The sequence below is a fragment of the Streptomyces sp. NPDC093149 genome (assembly GCF_044754145.1).
In the GTDB taxonomy this organism is placed as follows: Bacteria; Actinomycetota; Actinomycetes; order Streptomycetales; family Streptomycetaceae; genus Streptomyces.
Genome location: NZ_JBIVON010000001.1, coordinates 770,853 through 795,021 on the forward strand (window position 1 = coordinate 770,853; position 24,169 = coordinate 795,021).

Sequence of the window (24,169 nt, forward strand, 5' to 3'; positions counted from 1 at the left end):
ACACGGCCCTACGACCCGTCCCCATTGGTGAGCTTGCCCACACGGAGTGTGATTCGAGGCTTGCTCAAGTCGCGAAATCCCTTGTGGCACCACGGTACGCCCCGATCCATGACCGCACAGTAGCCACGAGGTGTGGTCCAGGTCTCTGTTCATGCAAGCAGCCCCGTCCGGCGTTTCTTTGTCGAGTCCCCACTAATGGGCGAACGATTCTTTGCCCGTCGCGCGGCGGTCACGACGAGGGGGCGCAGGGGAAGCGCACGGGTGCGTGTCAGTCGTGCGGGGCGGAAGCGAAGGATGCCCGGGCCCTTGTCCCGGGCGTTACCCGTTAGTAGGGTCCGCGCTATCGCACGTACTGCAGGTAACAGGGGGTGAGCGCCGTGGTGCGCAGACCGGTGGCGTTCGTGGCGGCGATCGTGCTGTGCGCGGAGGCCGTGGGCATCGTGGTCGTGGGCGGCATCCTGGCGACGGTCGTCGGGAACCAGGACATGTCGCTGGCCGGGCTGGAACCCTCCGCCATGGTCGACGGCGCCTGGGCGATGGGCGGTGTCTTCGGGCTGTACCTGCTGCTGTGCGGGCTGGTCCTCCTGCTGACCGGCATCCGCGACCGGGCTCCCGGCCGCATCGGCCGCATCGCCCTCATCACCTGCGCCGTGGTGCACGGGGTGCTGGGCGCGCTGACGGTGGGGCTGGTCGGCTGGGCCGCGTTCGCGTCCCTGATGGTGGTGCTCGGGCTGATCGTGCTGGCGCTGGTGGCGTACGGCCCCGAATCCGGGAGCGGCCGGACCGCCGAGGACGCCGAGCCGAACGCTCCGGCTCCCGTCTGACCCGAACGGCCGAACCGGACGGCCCGGCCCCGAGGGTCCGGCTCGGTCGGTCCCACCCGGACGGCCGAACCGGACGGCTCGGCGACGTGGTCACCCGGCAGGCTCTCAGCCGCGGACCCACAGCTCGGTGACGGAGATCCCCAGCTCGCCCAGCAGCCGGCGCAGCAGCGGCAGCGAGAGTCCGATGACATTGCCGTGGTCGCCCTCGATGGAGTCGACGAACGGTGCCGAACGGCCGTCCAGCGTGAAGGCGCCCGCGACGTGGAGCGGCTCTCCCGTGGCCACGTAGGCGGCGATCTCGGCGTCCGTCGGTTCGCCGAAGCGGACGGTCGTGGACGCGGTCGCCGAGGCCGTGCGTCCGGTCGCGGTGTCGATCACGCTGTGGCCGGTCCGCAGCACTCCGGCCCGGCCGCGCATGGACTTCCAGCGGGCGATGGCTTCTTCGCCGTCGGCCGGCTTGCCGAGCGCCTCGCCGTCGAGTTCGAGCACCGAGTCGCACCCGATGATCAGGGCGCCCGCCGCCTCGGGCCGGCCGGCCACCGCGGCGGCCTTGGCCTCGGCGAGCACGAGCGCCAGCTCGGCCGGTGTCGGGGCGCTCAGCGCGTCCTCGTCCACCCCGCTGACGATCACCTCGGGTGCGAATCCGGCCTGCCGCAGAAGGCCGAGACGGGCGGGGGAGGCGGAGGCGAGCACGAGACGGCGCTGATCAGTCATACGCGCCATCGTAGAAGCCCCTCACCGTGTCCCGAGCACGAACATCGCGACCACCATCGCGAGCGCGAGCACCAGCCCCGCGCGCCGCATCATGTCCTGGGCGTCGCGCAGTTCCTTCGGCGGCTTGTTCTCCGGGTCGGACCACAGCATGGGACCGATCCTGCTGCGGGGCCGGACTCCGCGCCTGAGTACGGGTACTCAGGCGCCCTGGTGCGTACGGGCCAGATCGTGCCCGTACGCACCGAGGTCCGGACCCGAAAGGGCCCGGACCTCGGAGAACACGTGCGGACGGGGGACGGCCCGGTGTGCGGGTCAGCGGGACGGGGCCGTCGTCCCGCGACTACCCGGGCCAGTACGTCCGCGCCCAGGCGCGCGGCCCCGGCAGATGGCGTTCGCGCCGGGCGATGCGCCCCGGGTCGGACCACTGACCGGACAGCGCCGGAGCGCCGGGCGGCACCTCGGACAGCGGCGCCGCGGCGCGTGCCCGGACCACCGCCAGCGCGGCAGCCAGCTCCTCCGGGGTCGGGTTGCCCCGTACGACCTTGATCATGGTCAGGGCCCTTTCTAGAGGGGGATGTTGCCGTGCTTCTTCGGGGGCAGCGACTCCCGCTTGGTGCGCAGCTGGCGCAGCGCCTTGACGATGTGGGCGCGGGTGGTGGACGGCATGATCACCGCGTCGACGTAGCCGCGTTCGGCCGCCACGTACGGGTTGAGCAGCGTGTCCTCGTAGTCGGCGATCAGCTTGGCACGGGTGGCGTCCGCCTCGTCGGGGTCAGTGACGGCGGCGATGGTGCGGCGGTGCAGGATGTTCACCGCGCCCTGCGCCCCCATCACGGCGATCTGCGCGGTCGGCCAGGCGAGGTTGATGTCGGCGCCCAGGTGCTTGGAGCCCATGACGTCGTACGCGCCGCCGAACGCCTTGCGGGTGATCACCGTGATCAGCGGGACGGTCGCCTCCGCGTACGCGTAGATCAGCTTGGCGCCGCGGCGGATGATGCCGCCGTACTCCTGGTCGACGCCGGGCAGGAAGCCGGGGACGTCGACGAAGGTCAGGACGGGCACGTTGAAGGCGTCGCAGGTGCGGACGAACCGCGCCGCCTTCTCGCTCGCGTTGATGTCCAGGCAGCCGGCGAACTGCATCGGCTGGTTGGCGACGATGCCGACCGGATAGCCCTCGACGCGCCCGAAGCCGGTGAGGATGTTCGGGGCGAACAGGGCCTGGGTCTCCAGGAACTCGCCGTCGTCCAGCACGTGCTCGATGGCCGAGTGCATGTCGTACGGCTGGTTCGCGGAGTCCGGGATGAGGGTGTCGAGCTCGCGGTCCTCGTCGGTCGTGGCGAGGTCCGCCTCCTCCGGGAAGGCCGGCGCTTCGGAGAGGTTGTTCGAAGGGAGGTACGACAGCAGCGACTTGACGTACTCGATGGCGTCCTTCTCGTCGCCCGCCATGTGATGCGCCACCCCGGAGGTGGTGTTGTGGGTGCGGGCGCCGCCGAGTTCCTCGAAACCGACGTCCTCGCCGGTGACGGTCTTGATGACGTCGGGGCCGGTGATGAACATGTGCGAGGTCTGGTCGACCATGACGGTGAAGTCGGTGATCGCGGGGGAGTAGACCGCACCGCCCGCGCACGGCCCGACGATCAGGCTGATCTGCGGGATCACGCCGGAGGCGTGGGTGTTGCGGCGGAAGATCTCGCCGTACATGCCGAGGGCCATGACGCCCTCCTGGATGCGGGCGCCACCGGAGTCGTTGATGCCGACGACCGGACAGCCCGTCTTCAGCGCGAAGTCCATCACCTTCATGATCTTCTGGCCGAAGACCTCGCCCAGCGCGCCGCCGAACACGGTGAAGTCCTGCGAGAAGACAGCTACCGGACGCCCGTCGACCGTGCCGTAGCCGGTCACCACGCCATCGCCGTACGGGCGGTTCTCCTCCAGGCCGAAGTCGGTGGAGCGGTGCCGGGCGAACTCGTCCAGCTCCACGAAGGAACCCTCGTCGAGCAGCAGGCCGATCCGTTCGCGGGCGGTCAGCTTGCCCTTCGCGTGCTGCTTCTCGACCGCGCGCGCGGAGCCCGCGTGCGTCGCTTCGTCGATTCGGTGCTGCAGGTCCGCGATCTTGCCCGCGGTGGTGTGGATGTCGATCTCTTCCGGCTCGGACATCGGGTGGCGGCTCCCTGCCTGGTCACGGGGGACGACTGTGCTGCTGATCAGGTACTGAACACCTACTGATCCGTAGGGTATCGGCGCCGATACGGTTCGGCAGTGCGTCGTTTACCACACCTAGTCTGGCTTGCATGACACCTTCGGATGCGCCTCACAGCCGCTGGTCGGACCTGGACCGACCGCCCCTCAACGTCCCCGCGCTGCGCCGCGGGCTGCTGCGGCCGGGCGGCCTGTGGACCTCGCTCGACGTCGTGGAGACCACCGGGTCCACCAACTCCGACCTCGCCGCACGCGCGGCGTCGGGCCTCGTAGAAGGCGCCGTGCTGGTCGCCGAGGAGCAGACCGCGGGCCGCGGGCGCCTCGACCGCACCTGGACGGCCCCGGCCCGTTCGGGCCTGTTCCTCTCCGTCTTCCTGACGCCCGGCGACGTCCCCGTCCGGCGGTGGGGCTGGCTGCCGTTGCTCACCGGCGTCGCGACGGCTGCGGGCCTGGCCCGCGCGGCGGGCGTCGACACGGCCCTGAAGTGGCCGAACGATCTTCTCGTGACGGTCCCCGAGAGCTCCGAGAGGCTCCGTGCGGGTCGGACCCCGCTGGGCGAGGAGCGCAAGGCGGGCGGCATCCTGGCCGAGCGCGCCGGGGACGGCGTCGTCATCGGCATCGGCCTCAACGTGTCCCTGCGCGCCGACGAACTCCCCTCCGCCACGGCCGGCTCGCTGGCCCTGGCCGGGGCGGTCTCCACCGACCGGGAGACGCTGCTGCGCGGCGTACTGCGCTCCCTGGAGCACTGGTACGGCCAGTGGCGCGCGGCGGAGGGCGACGCGGCGGCGAGCGGACTGCAGGAGGCGTACGCGGCGGGCTGCGCGACCCTCGGCCGCAGGGTACGGGCCCAGCTGCCCGGCGACCGCACGCTCACCGGCGAGGCCGTGGCGATCGACGGCGACGGCCGCCTGATCCTGTCCACCGACGACGGTCTCCAGGAGCCCGTGTCGGCGGGCGACATCGTGCACCTGCGGGGCGTCGGCGGCGGCCTGGTCTGAGAGCCTGTCGGGTGGCCTCTGATCGGGCGGCCACGCCGCGTCCGCTCTCCGATCGAAGGTCACCTCACAGGCTCTGAGGGCGAGGCGGGGGCGGGCCGTCGCGAAGAGGCCTGCGTCGCGTCTGCCTCAGCCCGGTGGTGCCTGTCCCGCCGAGCCCCACGGCCCGCCCGAACGCGTGCCCGGGGCTTGAGAACCATGTCCTTCTGGAAGCCATCCACCGGCCGTGACCACCCACGCCCCCGGTCCACCCGGGAACATTCCAGGAAGGCTCAGGGACGTGAGCCACGGCACACCTGCCGTATCGTTGAGGCGATCCACCGACAGATCGGCAGGGCAGTGCGCAGGGAACGGGCAGGAGGCGGCTGGTGACCGTCGACGACACGACCTCCGGTGCGGGCGCGGAGCCCCCGTCGGAACCCTCGGTCCACCCGACACCGCATCACGAAGTCGACCATACGGCGGAACCGACCGACGACCCCCTCGCGATCCGGCTGGAACAGCTGATCCTGGGCGCCGACCGTCGCTACACGCCGTTCCAGGCGGCCCGTACCGCCGGTGTCTCGATGGACCTGGCCTCCCGGTTCTGGCGGGCCATGGGCTTCGCCGACATCGGGCAGGCCAGGGCGCTCACCGAGGCCGATGTGCTGGCGCTGCGCCGGCTCGCGGGCCTCGTCGAGGCGGGGCTGCTCAGCGAGCCGATGGCCATCCAGGTGGCCCGGTCCACCGGGCAGACCACCGCCCGGCTGGCGGAATGGCAGATCGATTCCTTCCTGGAGGGGCTGACCGAACCGCCCGAGCCCGGAATGACGCGCACCGAGGTCACGTACCCGCTGGTGGAGCTGCTCCTGCCGGAGCTGGAGGAGTTCCTGGTGTACGTGTGGCGGCGCCAGCTCGCCGCCGCCACCGGCAGGGTCGTGCAGGCCGCCGACGACGAGGAGATGGTCGACCGGCGCCTGGCCGTCGGCTTCGCCGACCTCGTCGGATTCACCCGGCTGACCCGGCGGCTGGAGGAGGAGGAGCTCGGTGAGCTGGTCGAGGCGTTCGAGACCACCTCGGCCGACCTGGTCGCCGCCCACGGCGGCCGGCTCATCAAGACCCTCGGCGACGAGGTCCTCTTCGCCGCCGACGACGCGGGCACCGCGGCCGAGATCGCGCTGCGCCTGATCGAGGCGATGACCCAGGACGAGACCATGCCGGCGCTGCGGGTCGGCATCGCGTTCGGCACGGTCACCACCCGAATGGGCGATGTCTTCGGTACGACGGTGAACCTCGCGAGCCGGCTGACCTCGATAGCCCCGAAGGACGCCGTGCTGGTGGACGGGGCGTTCGCGGAGGAGCTGACCCGTACCGGCGACGCGCCGGCCTCCGAGGCGCGGGCGGCGGAGGAGGCCGCGGCGGCCGAGAAGGAGCGCAGGGACGGCACGGAGCCGTCCCTGCCCAAGTACCGCTACGGGCTGCAGCCGATGTGGCAGCGCCCGGTACGCGGCCTCGGCGTGGTGGAGCCCTGGCTGCTGGCACGCCGGGGCACGTCCTGAGGGCTGTCCCGTAACCCCTGGCGGGCGCACGACGACAGCTATGGCACCTCGCCGCGTTGTCGGAACGTCCACATGCATCCGGTATGCGGACGTCCCTCCACCTTGCGATGCACCGCATCCGACGCCGCGCGCTGCTCCACCAGGGATCACGGGACAGCCCTCAGCGCTGTGATCCGAACGACAGGCCCCGGGCCCGCACGCGCCCGGACCGCTGTCCGGGGAGCCCCATAGGATCCCTCCGGTAACGATCGTTAACCGGAGGGGTGCCAGTCATGACCGTCACGTCCGAGCAGCGGTTCGGGGAATTCGTCGTCGTACGGGTCCACGAGGGGCAGGAACACGTCGCCGAGCTGGTCCTCGACCGGCCGGGAGCGATGAACGCGGTGTCCACGGACATGGCCCGCTCGATCGCCGCGGCCTGCGCCGCGCTCGCCGCCGACCCGCGCGTACGGGTCACCGTCCTCACCTCCAGCCATGAACGGGCCTTCTGCGTGGGCGCGGACCTGAAGGAGCGCAACTCGTTCACCGACGCCGAGCTGCTGCGTCAGCGTCCGACGGCCCGCGCCGCGTACACCGGCGTACTGGAACTGCCGATGCCGGCCATCGCGGCCGTGCACGGCTTCGCGCTCGGCGGCGGATTCGAGCTGGCCCTGTCCTGCGACCTGATCGTCGCCGACCGCACGGCCGTGGTGGGGCTGCCCGAGGTGTCGGTCGGTGTCATCCCGGGCGGCGGCGGCACGCAGTTGCTGCCGCGCCGGATCGGTGCGGCAGCCGCCGCCGAGCTGGTCTTCACGGCGCGGCGGGTGGAGGCGGCCGAGGCGCGTGAGACGGGGCTGGTCGACGAACTGGTGGAAGCGGGACGGGACCGGGAGACCGCACTGGCGCTCGCGGGGCGGATCGCCGCCAACTCCCCGGTGGGGCTGCGGGCCGCCAAGCGGGCGCTGCGCCTGGGGCACGGCCTCGATCTGCGGGCCGGTCTCGAAGTCGAGGACGCCGCCTGGCGGTCGGTGGCCTTCTCCGGCGACCGGGCCGAGGGAGTGGCCGCGTTCAACGAGAAGAGGAAGCCGAACTGGCCCGGCGAGTGACGTTGTGTGTTCAAAGAGACACGCAGTGAACCTTATCGGGGTCGCAAACTGATCAAATCACCACAAAACTACATAAGCTGTAGCGATGGGTGATGATGTGCGGCTGCGGGCCGTGGTTTCGCTCGCGCAGACGATGGCGGCGGCACACACCCCGCGGGGGTCGTGGCGAGCGGCTGCGCTCGGGGCGTGCGAGGCGTTGGGCGGCAGCTTCGCCGCGCTCTCCGTCTGGGAGCGGGGGCGCGGGCGGCTGCGTGTTCTGGTGAACGCGGGCGAACGGGCCGAGGGGGAGGAGGAGTTCCCCGAGGAGGAGACGTATCCGGTGCACCGGTTCCCGGAGATCACCGAGTTCCTGCACGAGCGGTGGGCCGGTGGCGGTGAGCCGGACGCCTGGGTCGAGACCGCCGACGGCCCGGTGGGCGGGACGCCGTGCGTGGGGGTGCGGGGGTACGGGCGCGGGTACTGCCAACAGCGGGTGGCGGCCCTGCGCCGACGCGGGCGCGGTTGCTGCGTGGTCGCGCCGATCGTGCTGCACGGGCGGGCCTGGGGTGAGCTGTATGTGGCCCGCCCGGTGGGGCAGCCGGTGTTCGGCCGGGAGGACGCGGACTTCGCGACCGTGCTGGCCGCGGTCGTCGCCGCGGGGATCTCCCAGACCGAACGGCTCGAAGAGGTCCGCAAGCTCGCCTTCACCGATCCGCTGACCGGGCTGGCCAACCGCCGTGCCGTCGATGTGCGGCTCGACGAGGCGGTGGAGCGGCACCGGGCGGACGGGGCGGTGGTCAGTCTGGTCGTCTGCGACCTCAATGGGCTGAAGCGGGTCAACGACACCCATGGCCATGCCGTCGGGGACCGCCTGCTGGAACGTTTCGGCTCGGTGCTGTCCCGCTGCGGCGCCATGCTGCCCGGTGCGCTCGCGGCCCGGCTCGGCGGCGATGAGTTCTGTCTGCTCGCGGTGGGCCCCGAAGTGGACGAGGTGATCCGGGTGGCCGCCGAACTCTGCGAACGGGCGGCCGAGTTGGAGCTCGGCGACGGGGTGGCGTGCGGGATCGCGTCGACCGGTGATCCGATCGGCCCCGTGGTGTCGGCGCGACGGCTCTTCCGGCTGGCGGACGCGGCCCAGTACCGGGCGAAGGCGGCCCGTTCCACGGAGCCGGTGGTGGCGGGGCGCGACGGGGAGGTGATCCGGCTGGCCGACGCGCCGCCCAGGTCCCCGCACGACCGCCGTCACCTGCGCGGCAACCGCCCCTGACCGTGTGACCGGATGAGTAAGGGGTCAACCGTGCGACCACTAGTGACATGAAGGGATTCAATCCGTACGCTTCTGAATATGGATATGCATACAGTCGTGGTGGGGACGTCCGGTACCACCGCCCAGGACGTCATCGCCGTGGCCCGCGGCAACGCCCGCGTCGAGCTCTCCGCGGACGCCGTGGGCGCGCTCGCCGCAGCCCGCGAGATCGTGGACGCGCTCGCCGCCAAGCCGGAGCCGGTCTACGGCGTCTCCACCGGCTTCGGGGCTCTGGCCAGCCGGCACATCAGCCATGAGCTCCGCGCACAGCTCCAGCGCAACATCGTCCGCTCGCACGCCGCCGGCATGGGCCCGCGGGTCGAGCGCGAGGTCGTCCGCGCTCTGATGTTCCTGCGGCTGAAGACGGTCGCCTCCGGGCACACCGGCGTGCGCCCCGAGGTCGCGCAGACCATGGCCGACGTCCTCAACGCGGGCATCACCCCCGTCGTCCACGAGTACGGCTCGCTCGGCTGCTCCGGCGACCTGGCCCCGCTCTCCCACTGCGCGCTGACGTTGATGGGCGAGGGCGACGCGGAGGGTCCGGACGGCACCGTGCGCCCCGCTGGTGAGTTGCTCGCCGCCCATGGCATCGCCCCGGTCGAGCTGCGCGAGAAGGAGGGCCTCGCCCTCCTCAACGGCACCGACGGCATGCTGGGCATGCTCGTCATGGCCCTCGCCGACCTGAAGAACCTCTACACCTCGGCCGACATCACCGCCGCCCTCTCCCTGGAGGCGCTGCTCGGCACGGACAAGGTCCTCGCCCCCGAACTGCACGCCATCCGCCCGCACCCGGGCCAGGGCGTCAGCGCCGACAACATGCTGCGGGTGCTCGCCGGTTCCGGCCTCACGGGCCACCATCAGGACGACGCGCCCCGCGTCCAGGACGCCTACTCCGTGCGCTGCGCCCCCCAGGTCAACGGCGCCGGACGTGACACCCTCGACCACGCCGGGATCGTCGCCGACCGCGAACTGGCCTCCGCCGTCGACAACCCCGTCGTGCTCCCCGACGGCCGGGTCGAGTCCAACGGCAACTTCCACGGCGCCCCCGTCGCGTACGTCCTCGACTTCCTGGCGATCGTCGCGGCCGACCTCGGTTCGATCACCGAGCGCCGCACCGACCGGCTGCTGGACAAGAACCGTTCGCACGGACTGCCGCCGTTCCTCGCCGACGACGCCGGGGTGGACTCGGGCCTGATGATCGCCCAGTACACCCAGGCCGCCCTGGTCAGCGAGATGAAGCGGCTCGCCGTCCCCGCCTCGGCCGACTCGATCCCGTCCTCCGCGATGCAGGAGGACCACGTCTCCATGGGCTGGTCGGCGGCGCGCAAGCTCCGTACCGCCGTCGACGACCTCGCCCGGATCGTCGCCGTGGAGCTGTACGCGGCGACCCGTGCCATCGAACTGCGCGCCGCGCAGGGCCTCACGCCCGCCCCGGCCTCGCAGGCGGCCATCGAGGCGTTGCGCGCGGCGGGTGTCCAGGGGCCGGGGCCGGACCGCTTCCTGTCGCCGGACCTGGCCGCGGCGGACGCGTTCGTCCGTGCCGGAAAGCTGGTCGCGGCGGTAGAGCCGGTGACCGGACCGCTGGCCTAGAAGAGCACCGCCGGCCCGGAGGAACGGCCTGGAAGAGCGCTGAAGATCCTGGCCCGTTCAGGCGGACAGGGTGTCGGCGCGGCGGACCGAGTAGGTGACGAACGCCGCGCCGATGCCCAGGAACGCCGTGCCGCCGATCAGATACGGGGTGGTGTCGACCCCGGCGCCGGTGTCGGCGAGCCTCGGGCCCGTCGCGGTGTCCTCGGCGGCGGTCGCCTGTCGGCTCCGGGCGCCCGGAGCGCCGGCCGATTCGTCCGTCGCGTTGGCGGACGGGACGAACCACAGGGCGGCCAGCAACGTGCCCGCGGCGGTGGCGGTCAGGAGCGGGCGGCGAGCAGCGGCCACGGAATCGATCCCCCTTGTCACAGCCGTGAGTTAGGCCTGTGCGCCGATGCTAGTGAAAGCAGCGGGTCGTGGGAAAGTCGCGGGGGCGGGGAGCTTACGCTCCGGCGCATGAGCACTTCTGAGACATCACGATTTGTTCGACTTCGCGTCGAAATGGTGTTGGAGATCACGGACCCCGACGCCCTCAGCGGCACCGCACTGGAGTCCATCGCCGCCGAGTACGGGGAGCCCGGCGGCGAGGCCGCCGAGGAGCGCGTACGGGCCGAGGAGGCCGTACGGGAGGACGGCGCGGAGGCCCTCGCCTCCCTCGTCGATCCGTTCGACCTGGTCAGCGAGGTGCCGGGGGTCGAACTCGCCCAGGCGTCCTGGAGCAGCGAGACCGTCGACTACGACCCGGACGACCCGGACGCCTGGGACCTCGACGAGGACGAGGAGGGCGGCGAAGAGGACGACGAGACCGACGACGTCGACGAGGCGGACGACGGCGTCCCGCACAATGGGTGAGAACGACGGCGGACACAACGGCGTGAGCGGCGGCACGGAGCAACGGGTCCGGCAGGTGTGAAACACCGGCCCCGGCCCGCTTTCCGTGGGCCGGGGCCGTCGCGCGGACCGGTCTCGCACATACGTGATCGGAAGCGGGAACCACCGCCGCCACGGATGCGTCGGTGAGTGTTGTTCCCCACATCTCTCTTGGATGTGGAACGAAGGGCCCTTTCCATGGGTTCTAGGAACACTGACGGGTTTCGCCGGGCGACGGCGGCTCCGCTCGGGGTTTTTGGGGATTCGGCAACGATGGAGAAGCGTGTGATGACGGGAAGCAAGCGGCGCAGGGGCCTGATGGCCGCGTCCGCACTGCTCGGCGGCGTTCTGGTGCTCACGGCCTGCAACGACGGCGACGCGAGCGGCAGCAGCTCCGAGAGCTCGAAGAAGTCGCAGGCGGCCGAGGTCGACAAGGCGGCCGCCCAGGACGCGTCCGAGGCGCAGATAGCCATCTCGCCGAAGAACGGCGCGACCAACGCGAGCATCAACAACGACGCGAAGGTCACCGTCGCCAAGGGCACGCTGTCCCAGGTCGCCATGACCACGCAGGCCGGTGCGGCCGTCAAGGGCACGCTCGCCGCCGACGGCAAGAGCTGGAAGCCGGACGTCCAGCTGGAGCGCTCGACCACGTACAAGATCAGCGCGACGGCCAAGGACTCCAAGGGCCGCGAGGCGCACGAGAACTCCTCGTTCACCACCGTCTCGCCCGCCAACAGCTTCATAGGCAACTTCACCCCCGAGGACGGCTCCACGGTCGGCGTCGGCATGCCGGTCTCGATCAACTTCAACAAGCCGATCACGGACAAGAAGGCCGTCCAGGCCGGGATCACCGTGACGTCCAGCAGCGGCCAGCAGGTCGTCGGACACTGGTTCAACGCACAGCGCCTCGACCTGCGCCCCGAGAACTACTGGCAGGGCGGCTCCACCGTCACGCTGAAGCTGGCGCTGGACGGTGTCGAGGGCGCGGACGGCGTCTTCGGTGTGCAGCAGAAGACGGTCACCTTCAAGGTCGGCCGCAACCAGGTCTCGACGGTCGACGCCAACACGAAGATGATGACCGTCACCCGGGACGGCAAGACGATCAAGACCATCCCGATCTCCTCCGGCTCCTCCGCCAACCCCACGTACAACGGGCAGATGGTGATCTCCGAGAAGTTCAAGGAGACCCGGATGAACGGCGCGACGGTCGGCTTCACCGACGGCGACGGCAAGGGCGAGTACGACATCAAGGACGTGCCGCACGCCATGCGGCTCTCCACCTCGGGCACCTTCATCCACGGCAACTACTGGGGTGCGCGCTCGATCTTCGGCAGCGCCAACACCAGCCACGGCTGTGTCGGTCTCGCCGACGTGAAGGGCGCGAACGACGCCAGCCAGCCCGCCGCGTGGTTCTACGACAACTCCCTCGTCGGCGACGTGGTCATCGTCAAGAACTCCCCGGACCGCAACATCACCCCGGACAACGGTCTCAACGGCTGGAACATGAGCTGGGCGGAGTGGACGGCGGGCTCCCAGGCCTGACCCGCACGCACCGCCCCACCCGCAGTCCCGAACCCCGTACGGAGGCGGCGGCACCCGGATCCCCTCGGATCCGCGGCGCCGCCGCCTTCGGCGTACGCAGGTGTTCTCATCCGGCTCTCATCGTGGCCTTAACCCACCATCACGACCGGCTCGTAGCTTCGCGCCATGTTCTTCACCTACCTCCGGCGCGAGCTGCGCCGCCGCAGAAAGGCGGCGCTGGTCGTCGCCTCGGGACTCGCCCTGGGCATCGCGCTGGTCATCGTCGTCAGCTCGGTCTCCTCCGGCATGAGCAAGGCCCAGGACAAGGTCCTGCAATCGCTGTACGGCCTCGGCACGGACATGACGGTCACCAAGGCCGCCGTCGCTCCCGGTTCGAGCAGCGGACGCCCGAAGTTCGAGTTCGACGCCAAGGGCAACGACGACGACTCGACACAGAGCAGCGACCGGGTCCTGGTACAGGGCTTCCAGACGCTGGCCTCCTCCACCGTCGACGCGATCGGCGCACAGAACGGTGTCGCGGACGCCGTCGGCGGACTCAGCCTGAACGTCATGAAGGTCGACGGCCAGTTCAGGCGCGGCGAGTTCAAGCAGCAGGGCGGCACGGGAGGCCAGGACGACCGGGGCGGTCCCGGTGGGCAGGGCGGCAGCACGCAGCCGCAGGGCGAGGTCAGGGGCGGCGGTGCCTCCTTCGACGTCAACTCCTATTCCGTGTACGGCACCGACGTCACGAAGCAGGCCCTCGGCCCGCTGACCTCCTCGAAGATCACCAAGGGCCGTACGTTCAAGACGTCCGAGACCGACGCGAAGGTCGCCGTCGTCGACTCCGCGTACGCCAAGGAGAAGAAGCTCGACGTCGGCAAGACCGTGACCATCCACGGGACCAAGTTCACGATCGTCGGGGTCTCGGCCGCCGACAGCGGTGACGCGGCCGCCAACCTCTACATCCCGCTGAAGCAGGCGCAGACCCTCGCCGACTCGAAGAACAAGGTCACCACGGTCTATGTGAAGGCCGCGGACTCGCAGCAGATCGACCAGGTCAAGTCCACCATCCAGAAGAACGTCCCGGACACGACCGTCACCACCTCCGCCGATCTCGCCGACACCGTTTCCGGCTCCCTCTCCACCGCGTCCGACCTGGCCGCCGGCGTCGGCAAGTGGTTGTCGATCGCGGTTCTGGCCGCCGCCTTCCTGGTGTCCGGACTGCTCACCTCCTCGGCGGTCAGCCGCCGGGTACGGGAGTTCGGCACCCTGAAGGCGCTCGGCTGGAAGAGCGGCCGGGTCACCCGCCAGGTCGTCGGCGAGGCCCTCGTCAACGGACTGCTGGGCGGGGTGCTCGGCATCGCCGTCGGGCTCGCCGGCGCGTACGTCGTGACCGCCATCAGCCCCACCCTCACCGCACAGCTCGGCTCCTCCGGCGGCGGCATGGGCGGCGGCATGGGCGGCCGGTTCATGGGCGGTCCGGGCGGTCGCGGCGCGGCCAAGACGCTCGACGTCGCGCTGACCGCGCCCGTCTCGTTCTCCATCATCCTGATCGCCGTCGTACTGGCCGTGGCGGGCGGGCTGATCGCGGGTGCGTTCGGCGGCTGGCGGGCCTCCCGACTGCGCCCCGCCGACGCCCTGCGCCGCGTCGAATAGCCCCCCGACGTCCCACCCCCCTTTGTTCCAGCAGGAGTTGACCCATGTACACGCTCAGAGACGTCACCAAGCGCTATACGCGCGGCAAGACCACCGTCCACGCGCTCGCCGGTGTGGACCTGACCATCGAGGACGGCGGACGGCTGGTCATCCAGGGCCCCACCGGCGGCGGCAAGTCCACGCTGCTGCAGATGCTCGGCGGTCTCGACCGCCCCACGAGCGGCAGCGTCGAACTCGACGGTGTGGACCTCGCGAAGCTCGGCGAGGCCAAGCTCACCAAGGTGCGCGCGCAGAACATCGGCTTCGTCTTCCAGAGCTTCAACCTCATCCCGACGCTCACCGCCCAGGAGAACGTCGAGACCGCACTCGTACCGCTGGGCGGCAAGGCGTCCGAGCGGCGCAGGCGGGCCGCCGAGGCACTGGACTCGGTCGGACTCGGTGAACGGCTCGGACATCTGCCCGGTGAGATGTCCGGGGGCCAGCAGCAGCGGGTGGCGATCGCCCGAGCGCTGGTGAAGAGGCCGAAGGTGCTGCTCGCCGACGAACCCACCGGCAACCTCGACGAGTCGATGCGCGACGAGGTCATGGAGGTGCTGGAGACCATGTGGAAGGAGCACGGACTGACCTTCATCATGGTCACGCACGACAGCGCCATCGCCCGGCGGGCGCCACGGCTGGCGACCATCCGCAAGGGCAAGGTCACCATCACGGAGAACGCGGCGGCCTGAGAGCCTGTCGGGTGGCCTCGGACCGGATGGCGGGTGCGGTCCGGTGCGTGCGGTTTCGAGGCGGAGGAGGGAGTCGGACGGGGTCTGCCCTGCCCGAACGCGGCTGAGAGCTCGGGGAAGGAGCGTCGGCGACCGACGACGACGCGGGAAGCGTGCGTGCCGGGGCGTGACTGCCCGGTCGGAGGCCACCCGACAGGCTCCGAGAGGGGAGTTGCGGGGGCCGGCCGGGCCGGTCCGGTGAGGTCTGGGTCCTTGACCGGCCATGGGTTCTGGCCGGTTCGGCTTCAGCGGTGGGCGGCGGCGGTTCCGGCCGGGCTCACCGGTGGGCGGCGGCGTTCCGGTGGGCGACGAGGTCGCTGCGGCGGACCTGGCGCAGTCCCGTCGGATCGGTGTGCCCGCTGCTCCAGAGGGCGCTGAGCGGAAGGGGACCGGGGCCCGTGAGGAACGCGCGCAGCGCGTACCACGGTTGCAACGGCAGCCGGCCCAGTCCGTACAGCCAGCGCCGCAGCAGCCGGCCGGGCCCCGGGCGTCCGGCGTCGGGCAGTCCGATCACCCGTATCCCCATGATCAGCTTGCCCGCGCCGCCTCCGGCGAGCGCGGTGAGGACCACGTGATTGAGGAACGAGAACGCGAGCGTCGGGCCGAGGAGCAGACCGACGGCCTCGGCGATGCCGGCCGTGACGACGTACGGCCGGGCGAGTAAGCCGCCGCTGACCAGACAGAGGTAGCCGTCGAGGCCGATGGCGAGATAGCGCCGCGTGTCGCCCACCCGCGGCGGGACGCGCGGCGCGGCGCGCTGCCCGGGGACGGGCGGCAGCACCGGGCGCCCGTACGGTCCCGCAGGCCGTGGGTGCCCGTGCTCCAGCGGTGGGCGGCCGGCCGGTGCAGTCGTCGGCCGGGAACAGCTCGGGGTACGTCTGCGCCCCCCTGGCGTCGTCATGACGGCATCATGTCCGATCACGCGTTCCCGCGTGCCCCGGATGCGCACTCACGTCCCTGCCCGCACAGGGGCGGGTGTTCCGCCCCGTCGGATCCGGGGTGCGGGTGCAGCGGAATGAAGGATTCTGCTACGTGGACACATGGGGGCCGAGGGCGCTCGTCCGCAGCTGGCTTCACCGTCGGGCGGTGGGATACGTCGTGCTGCCGGAGGGCATCCCGGACCGGGCCGCGAAGGACGCGGCCGCGCTCGTGCGCGACGAGCCGGGCCGGCTGAGGCCCGTGTGGCGGGACCCCCATTGGCGCGTCCACCGGGTCGAGGACGTGACGCCCATGGTGTCGGGCGCCTGCTCGTCCGTCGTCCGTGGCGACGGCGCCGGACTCGTCGTACGGACCCGCGCGCCCGGATCGGTGATCCTGTGCGTCGCCTGCTCCCCCCTGGCTCCGGGCCGACACCGGCTGCGTGGAGCGGGCGGGCGAGTGGACCCGGCTGAAGGTGCCGGCGGCCGGTGAGTACCGGATCGACTCCTCGTACCGAATTCCCCGGCAGGGAAAGTGCTGAGCCGGTGCGCGGGCACCCGCTGCCGGCGCCGGCAGCCGAGGTGAGCGCGCGGACCGCCCGCGCTCTCGGACGGCGGCCGGGAGCGCCGCTGCCCACGCGGGCGGCCGGTCCGGGCGAGCGGGCTCCGGGGCCCCGGGCCGCGGTGCAGCTGGCTACACCACGGTTCCGGGAGGCCGGTCCCTCGTGGCGACGGGCGTGCGCCAAAAGAATGGAGCCATCACGAGACACCACCCCGACCACGGAGGATCACCATGAAAGCACTGCTCTGGATCGTGTTCTGCGCGGCGATCGCCGCGAACGTCTGCCTGAACTTCCTCGTGGGCGAGGGCGGCCTGCAGATCGCGCTGAGCGTCGTCTCCGGGGTGGTCGCCCTCGCGTCAGGGGCGGGCCTGTGGATGCTGCGCCGCCCGGCCGACGCGTGAGTCCGGACACGGCCGGGGGCCCACTATGCGGATACCGTGGCGCATCTTTCCGGGTCACTGGGACAATCGGTATGCCACAACGGTTCTGTACGTCGCTTTCGTGAGCCGCAGAGCGCGCGATACCGGGCGACGCCCTCAATGGGGAGGGGGACCGCTGGTGCCCCTCGGGACGGGGGCACCTTCGCGCGCACTGCCGACCCACGGAAGGTCTTGATCAGATGCCGGTCACCCCTGACTCCACGACCTCGCACGCCACCGAGAGCCGTGTCATCGAGCCGCTGTACGCGGAGATACTCCGCCGGAACCAGGGCGAGAAGGAATTCCACCAGGCGGTACGAGAGGTCCTGGAGACCCTCGGCCCGGTCCTCGCACAGCGGCCCGAGTTCGTGGACGCCCGGATCATCGAGCGCGTCTGCGAGCCGGAGCGCCAGCTCATCTTCCGCGTGCCGTGGTCCGACGACTCCGGCGACATCCATGTGAACCGCGGCTTCCGCGTCGAGTTCAGCAGCTCGCTCGGCCCCTACAAGGGCGGCCTGCGCTTCCACCCCTCGGTCAACCTCGGCATCGTGAAGTTCCTCGGCTTCGAGCAGATCTTCAAGAACGCGCTCACCGGCATGCCCATCGGCGGCGGCAAGGGCGGCGCCGACTTCGACCCGAAGGGCCGTTCCGACGCCGAGATCATGCGGTTCTGCCAGTCGTTCATGACCGAGCTGCACCGGCACCTCGGGGAGTACACCGACGTCCCCGCCGGTGACATCGGCGTCGGCGGCCGGGAGATCGGCTACCTGTTCGGCCAGTACAAGCGGATCACCAACCGTTACGAGTCCGGAGTCCTCACCGGGAAGGGCCTGGGCTGGGGCGGCGCCCAGGCGCGCACCGAGGCGACCGGGTACGGCTGCGTCCTCTTCACCGCCGAGATGCTCCGCAGCCGGGGCGAGTCCCTCGACGGGCAGCGCATCGCCGTCTCGGGCTCGGGCAATGTCGCGATCTACGCGATCGAGAAGGCCCAGCAGCTCGGCGCGACGGTGGTGACCTGCTCCGACTCCAACGGCTACGTCGTGGACGAGAAGGGCATCGACCTCGCCCTGCTCAAGGAGATCAAGGAGGCCAGCCGCGGCCGGATCTCCGAGTACGCGGAGCGGCGCGGCGAGCACGTCAAGTACGTCGCCGGCACCGGCGTCTGGAACGTCCCGTGCGACGTGGCCCTGCCCTGCGCCACCCAGAACGAACTCCACGAGGCCGACGCGCTGGCCCTCGTGCGCAACGGTGTGAAGGCCGTCGCCGAGGGCGCCAACATGCCCACCACACCGGAGGCCGTACGCGTCCTCCAGGAAGCGGGCGTCGCCTTCGCCCCCGGCAAGGCGGCCAACGCGGGCGGCGTCGCCACCAGCGCCCTGGAGATGCAGCAGAACGCCTCACGCGACTCCTGGACGTTCTCCCACACCGAGGAGCGCCTCGCGGAGATCATGCGCCACATCCACGACTCCTGCTACACCACGGCGGAGCGCTACGGCAGCCCCGGCAACTACGTGGTCGGCGCCAACATCGCCGGCTTCGAACTCGTGGCGGACGCGATGCTCGCGCAGGGTCTCATCTGATCCGTCGGTCACTTGAACGACCGCCCGGCCCGGCCGTCCTCCACGGCCGGGCCGAGCGGTGTCGGACGGCCGGCAGCGCGTAGCGCCGAAAGGTCTCCGTCAGGCCCGTGTTCACGACCACCACGACCCCGAAGAACACCGCCCCCCACCGGATGTCCCACCGCGTGGACGGCGCACACACCACCGCCGAGCACCACTGCCTCGACCAGCAGAACCCCCGCGAGAGGCGGCCGGAAGCGGGCGCGAGGGGCGGCGAACATCCCCCGGGGCACGACGGCCGCGGCCGGTGTTATCCCCAGCAGCAGCCGCGCAGCCACGCCGTCCCCGGTGCTGAATCCCCGCCGGGCCAGGGCGGCCGGCGCGGCCGACTCGACGACGAACGCCACGACGTCAGCGGCCATGAACCAGGGCCGCCCGGCCGGGACGGCGGCGGTGCCGCGGCCTTCCGCGCCGTGGAGCCGTCACGCTCCATGCGGACCGCGGCCACGACCACGGCCACGGATCAGATCACTGTGCTGACAGTCGTCAGGGAGCGTTGAACTCCGTGACCCGCCAGATGGAACCCACCCGGTCGACGCGGAGCCAGGTGTAACCCTCGGCGCAATCGATGTCGACACGGACGGAATCCGGGGTGTCCTGGGGGTCGCCACCGGCCTCGTAGTTGTTCGGCGAATTCACGCAGGCGGTCTGGGTGAAGACATATCGGTCATCGGTTGCAAGCTCGGTGAGTGCCTCGGAGCACGACCCTGCGACGGTGCTCGCATAGGAACGCAGCCGGGCATCGGCCAGCCCGCAGGCCAATGCCGTATCTCCTCGTGCCAGAGCCTGCGCGAATTGTCGTGCCGCATCCCGCGCGGTGGTTGCCGCCACCGCGACGGCCGGCGTACTCGTCGCGGCGGTCGCGGATCCCGAGGCGGGCGCGGAGGCCGCTGTCGAGGCACCTTCAGGTGCGCGGCCCGTGGACTCGGCGCATCCTGCGGTGCCCGTCAGAACCAACAGCGTTGCGGTGACGAAGCGGAAGGCACCGTTAGTGATCACGCGTGAAGACTACCGACTGTCCACGCAGTGAAGTGAGTTGACGTCGGTGCTCAAGCGGCGTGGGCGTTCTCCTTGTGCTGACCGTCGCAGCCGCGGTCAGCAAAGGTCGAACACCGTCCGTGGTCCATCGGCCCGGCAGCGGACGGGCGGTACGGCGTCGAGCATCCCGTGGCGTTGAGACAAGTCGTTGTGGAGGGTCGTACGAGCCCGACGCTCACCGATGAGGGTCGTACGAGCCCGACGCTCACCGGCGAGTGTCGTACGAGCCGATGCTCACCGATGAGAGTCGTACGAGCCCGACGCTCACCCCTCGGCCGGTGCCACCCCGATCGGGCAGGAGACGCCCGTCCCGCCGATCCCGCAGTACCCCGCCGGATTCTTGTCGAGGTACTGCTGGTGATATGCCTCCGCAGGCCAGAACGTGCGGCCCTCGGCCGGGAGGATCTCCGTGGTGATCTCGCCGTAGCCGGAGCCCGTGAGAACCTTCTGGTACGCCTCGCGGGAGGCCGCCACGGCTGCTGCCTGCTCGGGGGAGTGGGTGTAGATCGCCGAGCGGTACTGCGTGCCCACGTCGTTGCCCTGGCGGAATCCCTGCGTCGGGTCGTGGGACTCCCAGAACAGCTTCAGCAGCTCGGCGTACGAGACGGTCTTCGGGTCGAAGACGACGCGGACGGCTTCCGTGTGGCCGGTCAGACCCGAGCAGACCTCTTCGTACGCGGGGTTCTCCGTGTAGCCGCCCTGGTAGCCGACGAGCGTCGTCCAGACGCCGTCCGTCTGCCAGAACTTGCGCTCGGCGCCCCAGAAACAGCCCAGCGCGAAGTCCGCGACCTCCAGACCCTCCGGGTACGGGCCCAGCAGCGGGTTGCCCAGGACCGTGTGGCGGGACGGGACGGTGAATTCGGGGGTGGGACGGCCCTTCAGGGCCTCCTCGGGGGTGGGGAGCTGGGGGGTACGGCGTTGCAGGAACATGCGGGGGCTCCTCCTGGGGTTCGTTTGCCCCTGCTACAACGCACCCGAGACGTCATGGATTCCGCACGCGGCTACCGGGGCAGCGTCGCCGGGCTGCCGCCGTTCGCCTCGTAGCCGGCCACCGCCAGCGCCCGGTAGACCGCGTACGCGGCGGCCGGATCGGGGTTCTGGGTCCACGGCAGCGCGCCCACGTGACCGTCGACGTGGACGAGCTGGTTCATCGCCTCCGACCAGCGCTCCATCCGGACGAGGAAGAGGATCAGCAGGTGCCGGACATGGGCGAGCATCGGATCGTCCGGACGGGCCGCGTGCACCGCGAACAGGGCGCCTTCGACCGCCTTGGTCACCACCGCGCTCCGGTAGAAACCCTGCACGAGATTGACCTCGGGCAGATGCTCGTACACCGCGAACAGCGGCAACGCGGCCAGCAGTGAGCCATGCGGGGCGCGGGCGGCGGCCGTGGTGGCGAAGCGGTCGGCCTCCTCGCGCGATCCGTGCCACTTCTCGCACCAGTAGTGCAGCGCGGCGATATGGGCGCCCATGTGGGCCGGGGCCCGGTCGATGATCTTCGCCCAGAGCCGGTCGAACTCCTCGTGGGAGTAACCGAGTCCGCGGCCGACGGCCAGTTCGACGAGGTACGGGACCGGGTCACCCGGCGCCAGCAGTGCCGCCTCGCCGCAGACCGTACGGGCCTCCTCCAGGATGATCCGGAAGTCGTCCGTCCCCGCCGTCGACGAGCGCCATGCCTGCTGCACCAGGAACTCGGCGTGCACCGCCGCGCCGCCCGCGTCCTTCGGCGCCTCGGCCCGCCACTTCCGCAGCCACGCGCCGCCCACACCGGGCTGCTGCGCCAGTTCCAGCGAGGCGGCGCCGGCGAACGCCTGCACCCGCTGCCACCGCACCTCGCCCTCCTTGGGCGTGCCGGCCAGCAGCTGCGAAGCCGCCCGCCAGTCCTGGGAGCGCTGCACGACATCGAGCACATCGAGGAGATCCTGGTCCGGGCCCGGCAGCCGGACGTCCAGTTCCTCCTCGCGCGCGAAGCCGTAGGTGTCCGGGTCGGCGGCGTCCGGCGAACCGGGCGCGACCTGCCGGATACCGCCGCGGCGGCGCAACACGAACGGGCCGATGACCGCGGCGAGCATGCACAGCGCGATCAGGAACCAGAGAATCTCCATGCCCCCATTGTCACCGGACGGCCCGGTAGCCCGGTGGGCGCCCTCGCGACGAACTACGCTCGGGCCCCATGAGCGACCAGCACAGCTTCGAGACTCTCGCGATCCACGCGGGAAACACCGCCGATCCCCTCACCGGCGCCGTTGTTCCGCCCATCTACCAGGTGTCCACGTACAAGCAGGACGGCGTGGGCGGACTGCGCGGCGGCTACGAGTACAGCCGCAGCGCCAATCCGACCCGTACCGCCCTGGAGGACAATCTCGCGGCCCTGGAGGGCGGCCGCCGCGGACTCGCCTTCGCCTCCGGCCTCGCCGCCGAGGACTGCCTGCTCCGTACGCTGCTCACCCCCGGCGACCACGTGGTCATCCCGAACGACGCCTACGGCGGCACGTTCCGGTTGTTCGCGAAGGTCGTCTCGCGGTGGGGCGTGGAGTTCTCCGTCGCCGACACGTCGGACGTGGCGGCGGTACGGGCGGCGATCACCCCGCGCACCAAGGCGATCTGGGTGGAGACCCCGTCCAACCCGCTGCTCGGCATCACCGACATCGCCGCGATCGCCGGTGTGGCCCGCGCGGCCGGCGCGCGACTGGTCGTCGACAACACCTTCGCCAGCCCCTACCTCCAGCAGCCGCTCGCCCTGGGCGCCGATGTGGTGGTCCACTCCACCACGAAGTACATGGGCGGTCACTCGGACGTCGTCGGCGGCGCGCTGATCGTCAACGACCCTGAACTGGCAGAGGAGTTGGCCTACCACCAGAACGCGATGGGCGCGGTCGCCGGACCGTTCGACGCGTGGCTGGTGCTGCGCGGCATCAAGACCCTCGCGGTCCGCATGGACCGGCACAGCGAGAACGCCACCAAGATCGCCGATCTGTTGACCCGGCACCCCAAGGTCACCCAGGTCCTCTACCCGGGACTCCCCGAGCACCCCGGCCACGAGGTCGCCGCCAAGCAGATGAAGGCCTTCGGCGGCATGGTGTCCTTCCGTGTCGTGGGCGGCGAGGAGGCCGCCGTCCACGTCTGCAACCGGGCCAAGCTGTTCACCCTCGGTGAGTCGCTGGGCGGTGTCGAGTCCCTCGTGGAGCATCCGGGCCGCATGACGCACGCCTCGGCGGCCGGTTCCCCGCTGGAGGTGCCGGCCGACCTCGTCCGGCTGTCCGTCGGCATCGAGTCCGCCGACGACCTGATCGCGGATCTGACCCAGGCGCTCGGTTAGGGTCCTGGGTCCCGCCCGGTGGCGGGGCGACCACGGACGACCGGGCGGGTTCGAGGAATCGGGCCCGCCCGGTCCCGCTCGGAGCCTGCCGGGCGACATCCGACCGGGCGGCCACGCCCTGGCACGCACGCTTCGGACCGCGCCCGCCATCCGATTCCGAGGTCACCCGACAGGCTCTCAGACGTCGGCCTTCTCGTCGTCCAGCGATGCCCGGATCTGTTCGCGCAGTTCCGGGCCGTCGGTGTGCTCGTGGACGGAGACCGCGTGCTCGGCCGCTGCCCGTACGACTTCCTCCTCCTCGCCCGAGATGGTGAGCGAGCAGTTCGTGACGCTCGGATACTTGCGGCAGTCGGCGACTTTCCTGGTCATCGCAGCCTCCTCGGCCGGTTGCCACTGTCGCCCTGTTCCAGGATAGTTCGCCCCGATCCGGCCCTCACCAGCCGTCCAGCGGCGTCGTCTTGGTGGGCGGCACCTGCCACGGCTGCACCCGCACCGCCCACACCGTGAAGGCGACCACCGCGGCGAATGCCACCAGCAGCGCCAGCCTGCGGGCCAGGCGCCGTCGGCGCAGCAGTCGGGCGCCGCGCTCGGCGGCCCGCCGTGCCAGGTCGGTGGGCACCTGTGGATGCGGGCCGTCCAGCATGCGTCGGACCTCGTTCTCACGGTTGCCGCCCCGGCTCACGGCGTCGCCTCCACGGGCCGTTGCGGCCCCCACCGGGCCGTGGGCCGACGGGTGCCGAGCATCGTGGCCACCGAGCGGTTGCAGATCGCCCGGACCCGCTCCACCGGAAGCCCCAGCAGGGCCGCGGCCTGCTCCTCCGCGACCCCCTCGTACAGCCGCAGCACGAGAACGAGGCGCTCCTGCGGCGTCAGCCGGTCCAGTGGTCCGCCGCGCGGCCGGTGGTGCCGCCAGACCTCGTGGGCGAACCGCACGGCCAGCTCCCGCCGGGTGCGGTCGTAGGGGTCCTCGCCCCGCAGCCGCCCCCACTGCGCGTAGGTGCGGGCCAGTGCGGCCGTGAGCATCCGCTGCGCCCGCGGGTTCGCGCCGGGCGGCAGCAGGGGCTCGGTGGTGAGCAGCGTGGCCGTGTGCAGCAGTCGGCCGGCCGCGCCCGCCACGAAGGCCTCGTACTCCTGGGTCCGGCGCCGCTCCCGGCCCGCTTGGCGCTCTCGCACAGTGCTCATCCGAGCCGTTGCGGGGGCTTGCGGTCAAGAGGCGTGCGTCCAGTGGACCGTGCGGCCTCGGGTGCCGCGCG

Annotated in this window: 27 protein-coding genes; 14 read left to right on the top strand and 13 right to left on the bottom strand. The window is 71.2% G+C overall.

From position 1 onward, the window contains the following. Positions 1-368: 368 nt before the first annotated feature. Complete coding sequence (locus tag ACIQCZ_RS03700) at positions 369-824, top strand: hypothetical protein (protein WP_402279318.1); 456 nt, start codon at positions 369-371, stop codon at positions 822-824. A gap of 105 nt (positions 825-929) precedes the next feature. Here ACIQCZ_RS03700 and ACIQCZ_RS03705 read toward each other — a convergent pair whose 3' ends face one another. The 4 genes from ACIQCZ_RS03705 to ACIQCZ_RS03720 form a co-directional block, all read right to left on the bottom strand. Then, positions 930-1,547, bottom strand: a complete 618-nt coding sequence (locus ACIQCZ_RS03705) for a nucleoside triphosphate pyrophosphatase (RefSeq protein WP_402279321.1) — start codon at positions 1,545-1,547, stop codon at positions 930-932. 12 nt (positions 1,548-1,559) lie between these two features. Then, positions 1,560-1,688, bottom strand: a complete 129-nt coding sequence (gene mmpB, locus ACIQCZ_RS03710; RefSeq protein ID WP_093900106.1) for a morphogenic membrane protein MmpB — start codon at positions 1,686-1,688, stop codon at positions 1,560-1,562. A 190-nt stretch (positions 1,689-1,878) separates the two neighbouring features. Further along, on the bottom strand, positions 1,879-2,088 hold the full coding sequence (locus ACIQCZ_RS03715) for an acyl-CoA carboxylase epsilon subunit (RefSeq protein ID WP_365689412.1): 210 nt from the start codon (positions 2,086-2,088) through the stop codon (positions 1,879-1,881). Positions 2,089-2,102: 14 nt separating this feature from the next. After that, positions 2,103-3,695: an acyl-CoA carboxylase subunit beta gene (locus ACIQCZ_RS03720; RefSeq protein ID WP_402279324.1), complete on the bottom strand. Its 1,593-nt coding sequence runs from the start codon at positions 3,693-3,695 to the stop codon at positions 2,103-2,105. Positions 3,696-3,829: 134 nt separating this feature from the next. Here ACIQCZ_RS03720 and ACIQCZ_RS03725 point away from each other — a divergent pair, with 134 nt between their 5' ends. The 5 genes from ACIQCZ_RS03725 to hutH all read left to right on the top strand — a co-directional run bounded on the left by ACIQCZ_RS03725 (position 3,830) and on the right by hutH (position 10,230). Further along, complete coding sequence (locus ACIQCZ_RS03725) at positions 3,830-4,735, top strand: biotin--[acetyl-CoA-carboxylase] ligase (RefSeq protein ID WP_402279326.1); 906 nt, start codon at positions 3,830-3,832, stop codon at positions 4,733-4,735. A 365-nt stretch (positions 4,736-5,100) separates the two neighbouring features. Further along, positions 5,101-6,270, top strand: coding sequence for an adenylate/guanylate cyclase domain-containing protein (locus ACIQCZ_RS03730; protein WP_402279328.1), 1,170 nt, complete (start codon positions 5,101-5,103; stop codon positions 6,268-6,270). A 272-nt stretch (positions 6,271-6,542) separates the two neighbouring features. Next, positions 6,543-7,355: an enoyl-CoA hydratase/isomerase family protein gene (locus ACIQCZ_RS03735; protein WP_402279331.1), complete on the top strand. Its 813-nt coding sequence runs from the start codon at positions 6,543-6,545 to the stop codon at positions 7,353-7,355. Positions 7,356-7,440: 85 nt separating this feature from the next. Beyond that, positions 7,441-8,601 carry a diguanylate cyclase domain-containing protein gene (locus ACIQCZ_RS03740; RefSeq protein ID WP_402279333.1) on the top strand — a complete coding sequence of 387 codons (1,161 nt, stop codon included), beginning with the start codon at positions 7,441-7,443 and terminating at the stop codon, positions 8,599-8,601. A 78-nt stretch (positions 8,602-8,679) separates the two neighbouring features. Then, on the top strand, positions 8,680-10,230 hold the full coding sequence (hutH, locus tag ACIQCZ_RS03745; protein WP_402279335.1) for a histidine ammonia-lyase: 1,551 nt from the start codon (positions 8,680-8,682) through the stop codon (positions 10,228-10,230). Positions 10,231-10,287: 57 nt separating this feature from the next. Here hutH and ACIQCZ_RS03750 read toward each other — a convergent pair whose 3' ends face one another. Then, entirely contained in the window at positions 10,288-10,575 is a 288-nt protein-coding gene (locus tag ACIQCZ_RS03750; RefSeq protein ID WP_402279338.1) for a hypothetical protein, read from the bottom strand. Positions 10,576-10,683: 108 nt separating this feature from the next. On the opposite strand from ACIQCZ_RS03750, the gene ACIQCZ_RS03755 reads away from it, so the two are divergent. The 4 genes from ACIQCZ_RS03755 to ACIQCZ_RS03770 all read left to right on the top strand — a co-directional run bounded on the left by ACIQCZ_RS03755 (position 10,684) and on the right by ACIQCZ_RS03770 (position 15,002). Continuing rightward, positions 10,684-11,079, top strand: a complete 396-nt coding sequence (locus tag ACIQCZ_RS03755; RefSeq protein ID WP_402279340.1) for a hypothetical protein — start codon at positions 10,684-10,686, stop codon at positions 11,077-11,079. A 291-nt stretch (positions 11,080-11,370) separates the two neighbouring features. Beyond that, positions 11,371-12,639 carry an Ig-like domain-containing protein gene (locus tag ACIQCZ_RS03760; RefSeq protein ID WP_402279342.1) on the top strand — a complete coding sequence of 423 codons (1,269 nt, stop codon included), beginning with the start codon at positions 11,371-11,373 and terminating at the stop codon, positions 12,637-12,639. Positions 12,640-12,804: 165 nt separating this feature from the next. After that, a complete protein-coding gene (locus ACIQCZ_RS03765; protein ID WP_402279344.1) occupies positions 12,805-14,274 on the top strand; it encodes an ABC transporter permease in 1,470 nt (489 codons plus the stop codon). A gap of 44 nt (positions 14,275-14,318) precedes the next feature. Further along, positions 14,319-15,002, top strand: coding sequence for an ABC transporter ATP-binding protein (locus ACIQCZ_RS03770; protein ID WP_376221786.1), 684 nt, complete (start codon positions 14,319-14,321; stop codon positions 15,000-15,002). A gap of 316 nt (positions 15,003-15,318) precedes the next feature. Here ACIQCZ_RS03770 and ACIQCZ_RS03775 read toward each other — a convergent pair whose 3' ends face one another. Next, positions 15,319-15,822 (bottom strand): RDD family protein, encoded by a 504-nt coding sequence (locus ACIQCZ_RS03775; RefSeq protein ID WP_402279347.1) that lies wholly within the window; start codon positions 15,820-15,822, stop codon positions 15,319-15,321. Between the two features lie 305 nt (positions 15,823-16,127). Here ACIQCZ_RS03775 and ACIQCZ_RS03780 point away from each other — a divergent pair, with 305 nt between their 5' ends. From ACIQCZ_RS03780 to gdhA, 3 genes are all read left to right on the top strand, one after another. Next, complete coding sequence (locus ACIQCZ_RS03780) at positions 16,128-16,451, top strand: hypothetical protein (RefSeq protein ID WP_402279349.1); 324 nt, start codon at positions 16,128-16,130, stop codon at positions 16,449-16,451. A gap of 300 nt (positions 16,452-16,751) precedes the next feature. Next, complete coding sequence (locus ACIQCZ_RS03785) at positions 16,752-16,922, top strand: hypothetical protein (RefSeq protein WP_402279351.1); 171 nt, start codon at positions 16,752-16,754, stop codon at positions 16,920-16,922. Between the two features lie 218 nt (positions 16,923-17,140). Further along, the gene (gdhA, locus tag ACIQCZ_RS03790; RefSeq protein ID WP_402279353.1) at positions 17,141-18,520 is read left to right on the top strand and encodes an NADP-specific glutamate dehydrogenase; all 1,380 of its coding nucleotides are present in this window, start codon (positions 17,141-17,143) and stop codon (positions 18,518-18,520) included. Between the two features lie 8 nt (positions 18,521-18,528). On the opposite strand, the gene ACIQCZ_RS03795 is transcribed toward gdhA, so the two are convergent. From ACIQCZ_RS03795 to ACIQCZ_RS03810, 4 genes are all read right to left on the bottom strand, one after another. Further along, complete coding sequence (locus tag ACIQCZ_RS03795) at positions 18,529-18,921, bottom strand: YrdB family protein (RefSeq protein WP_402279356.1); 393 nt, start codon at positions 18,919-18,921, stop codon at positions 18,529-18,531. 124 nt (positions 18,922-19,045) lie between these two features. Beyond that, positions 19,046-19,558, bottom strand: coding sequence for a hypothetical protein (locus ACIQCZ_RS03800; protein ID WP_402279358.1), 513 nt, complete (start codon positions 19,556-19,558; stop codon positions 19,046-19,048). A gap of 303 nt (positions 19,559-19,861) precedes the next feature. Continuing rightward, positions 19,862-20,527, bottom strand: a complete 666-nt coding sequence (gene msrA / locus ACIQCZ_RS03805) for a peptide-methionine (S)-S-oxide reductase MsrA (protein ID WP_402279360.1) — start codon at positions 20,525-20,527, stop codon at positions 19,862-19,864. 71 nt (positions 20,528-20,598) lie between these two features. Then, positions 20,599-21,702, bottom strand: a complete 1,104-nt coding sequence (locus ACIQCZ_RS03810; RefSeq protein WP_402279362.1) for a hypothetical protein — start codon at positions 21,700-21,702, stop codon at positions 20,599-20,601. 68 nt (positions 21,703-21,770) lie between these two features. Here ACIQCZ_RS03810 and ACIQCZ_RS03815 point away from each other — a divergent pair, with 68 nt between their 5' ends. After that, positions 21,771-22,916, top strand: coding sequence for a cystathionine gamma-synthase (locus ACIQCZ_RS03815; protein WP_351080388.1), 1,146 nt, complete (start codon positions 21,771-21,773; stop codon positions 22,914-22,916). Between the two features lie 177 nt (positions 22,917-23,093). Here ACIQCZ_RS03815 and ACIQCZ_RS03820 read toward each other — a convergent pair whose 3' ends face one another. From ACIQCZ_RS03820 to ACIQCZ_RS03830, 3 genes are all read right to left on the bottom strand, one after another. Beyond that, the gene (locus ACIQCZ_RS03820; RefSeq protein WP_402279365.1) at positions 23,094-23,285 is read right to left on the bottom strand and encodes a DUF1059 domain-containing protein; all 192 of its coding nucleotides are present in this window, start codon (positions 23,283-23,285) and stop codon (positions 23,094-23,096) included. 64 nt (positions 23,286-23,349) lie between these two features. Then, the gene (locus tag ACIQCZ_RS03825; RefSeq protein WP_402279367.1) at positions 23,350-23,598 is read right to left on the bottom strand and encodes a hypothetical protein; all 249 of its coding nucleotides are present in this window, start codon (positions 23,596-23,598) and stop codon (positions 23,350-23,352) included. Further along, positions 23,595-24,089 (bottom strand): sigma factor-like helix-turn-helix DNA-binding protein, encoded by a 495-nt coding sequence (locus ACIQCZ_RS03830; protein ID WP_402280210.1) that lies wholly within the window; start codon positions 24,087-24,089, stop codon positions 23,595-23,597. Before ACIQCZ_RS03830 ends, ACIQCZ_RS03825 begins: the two co-directional genes overlap by 4 nt. Positions 24,090-24,169 lie beyond the last annotated feature (80 nt).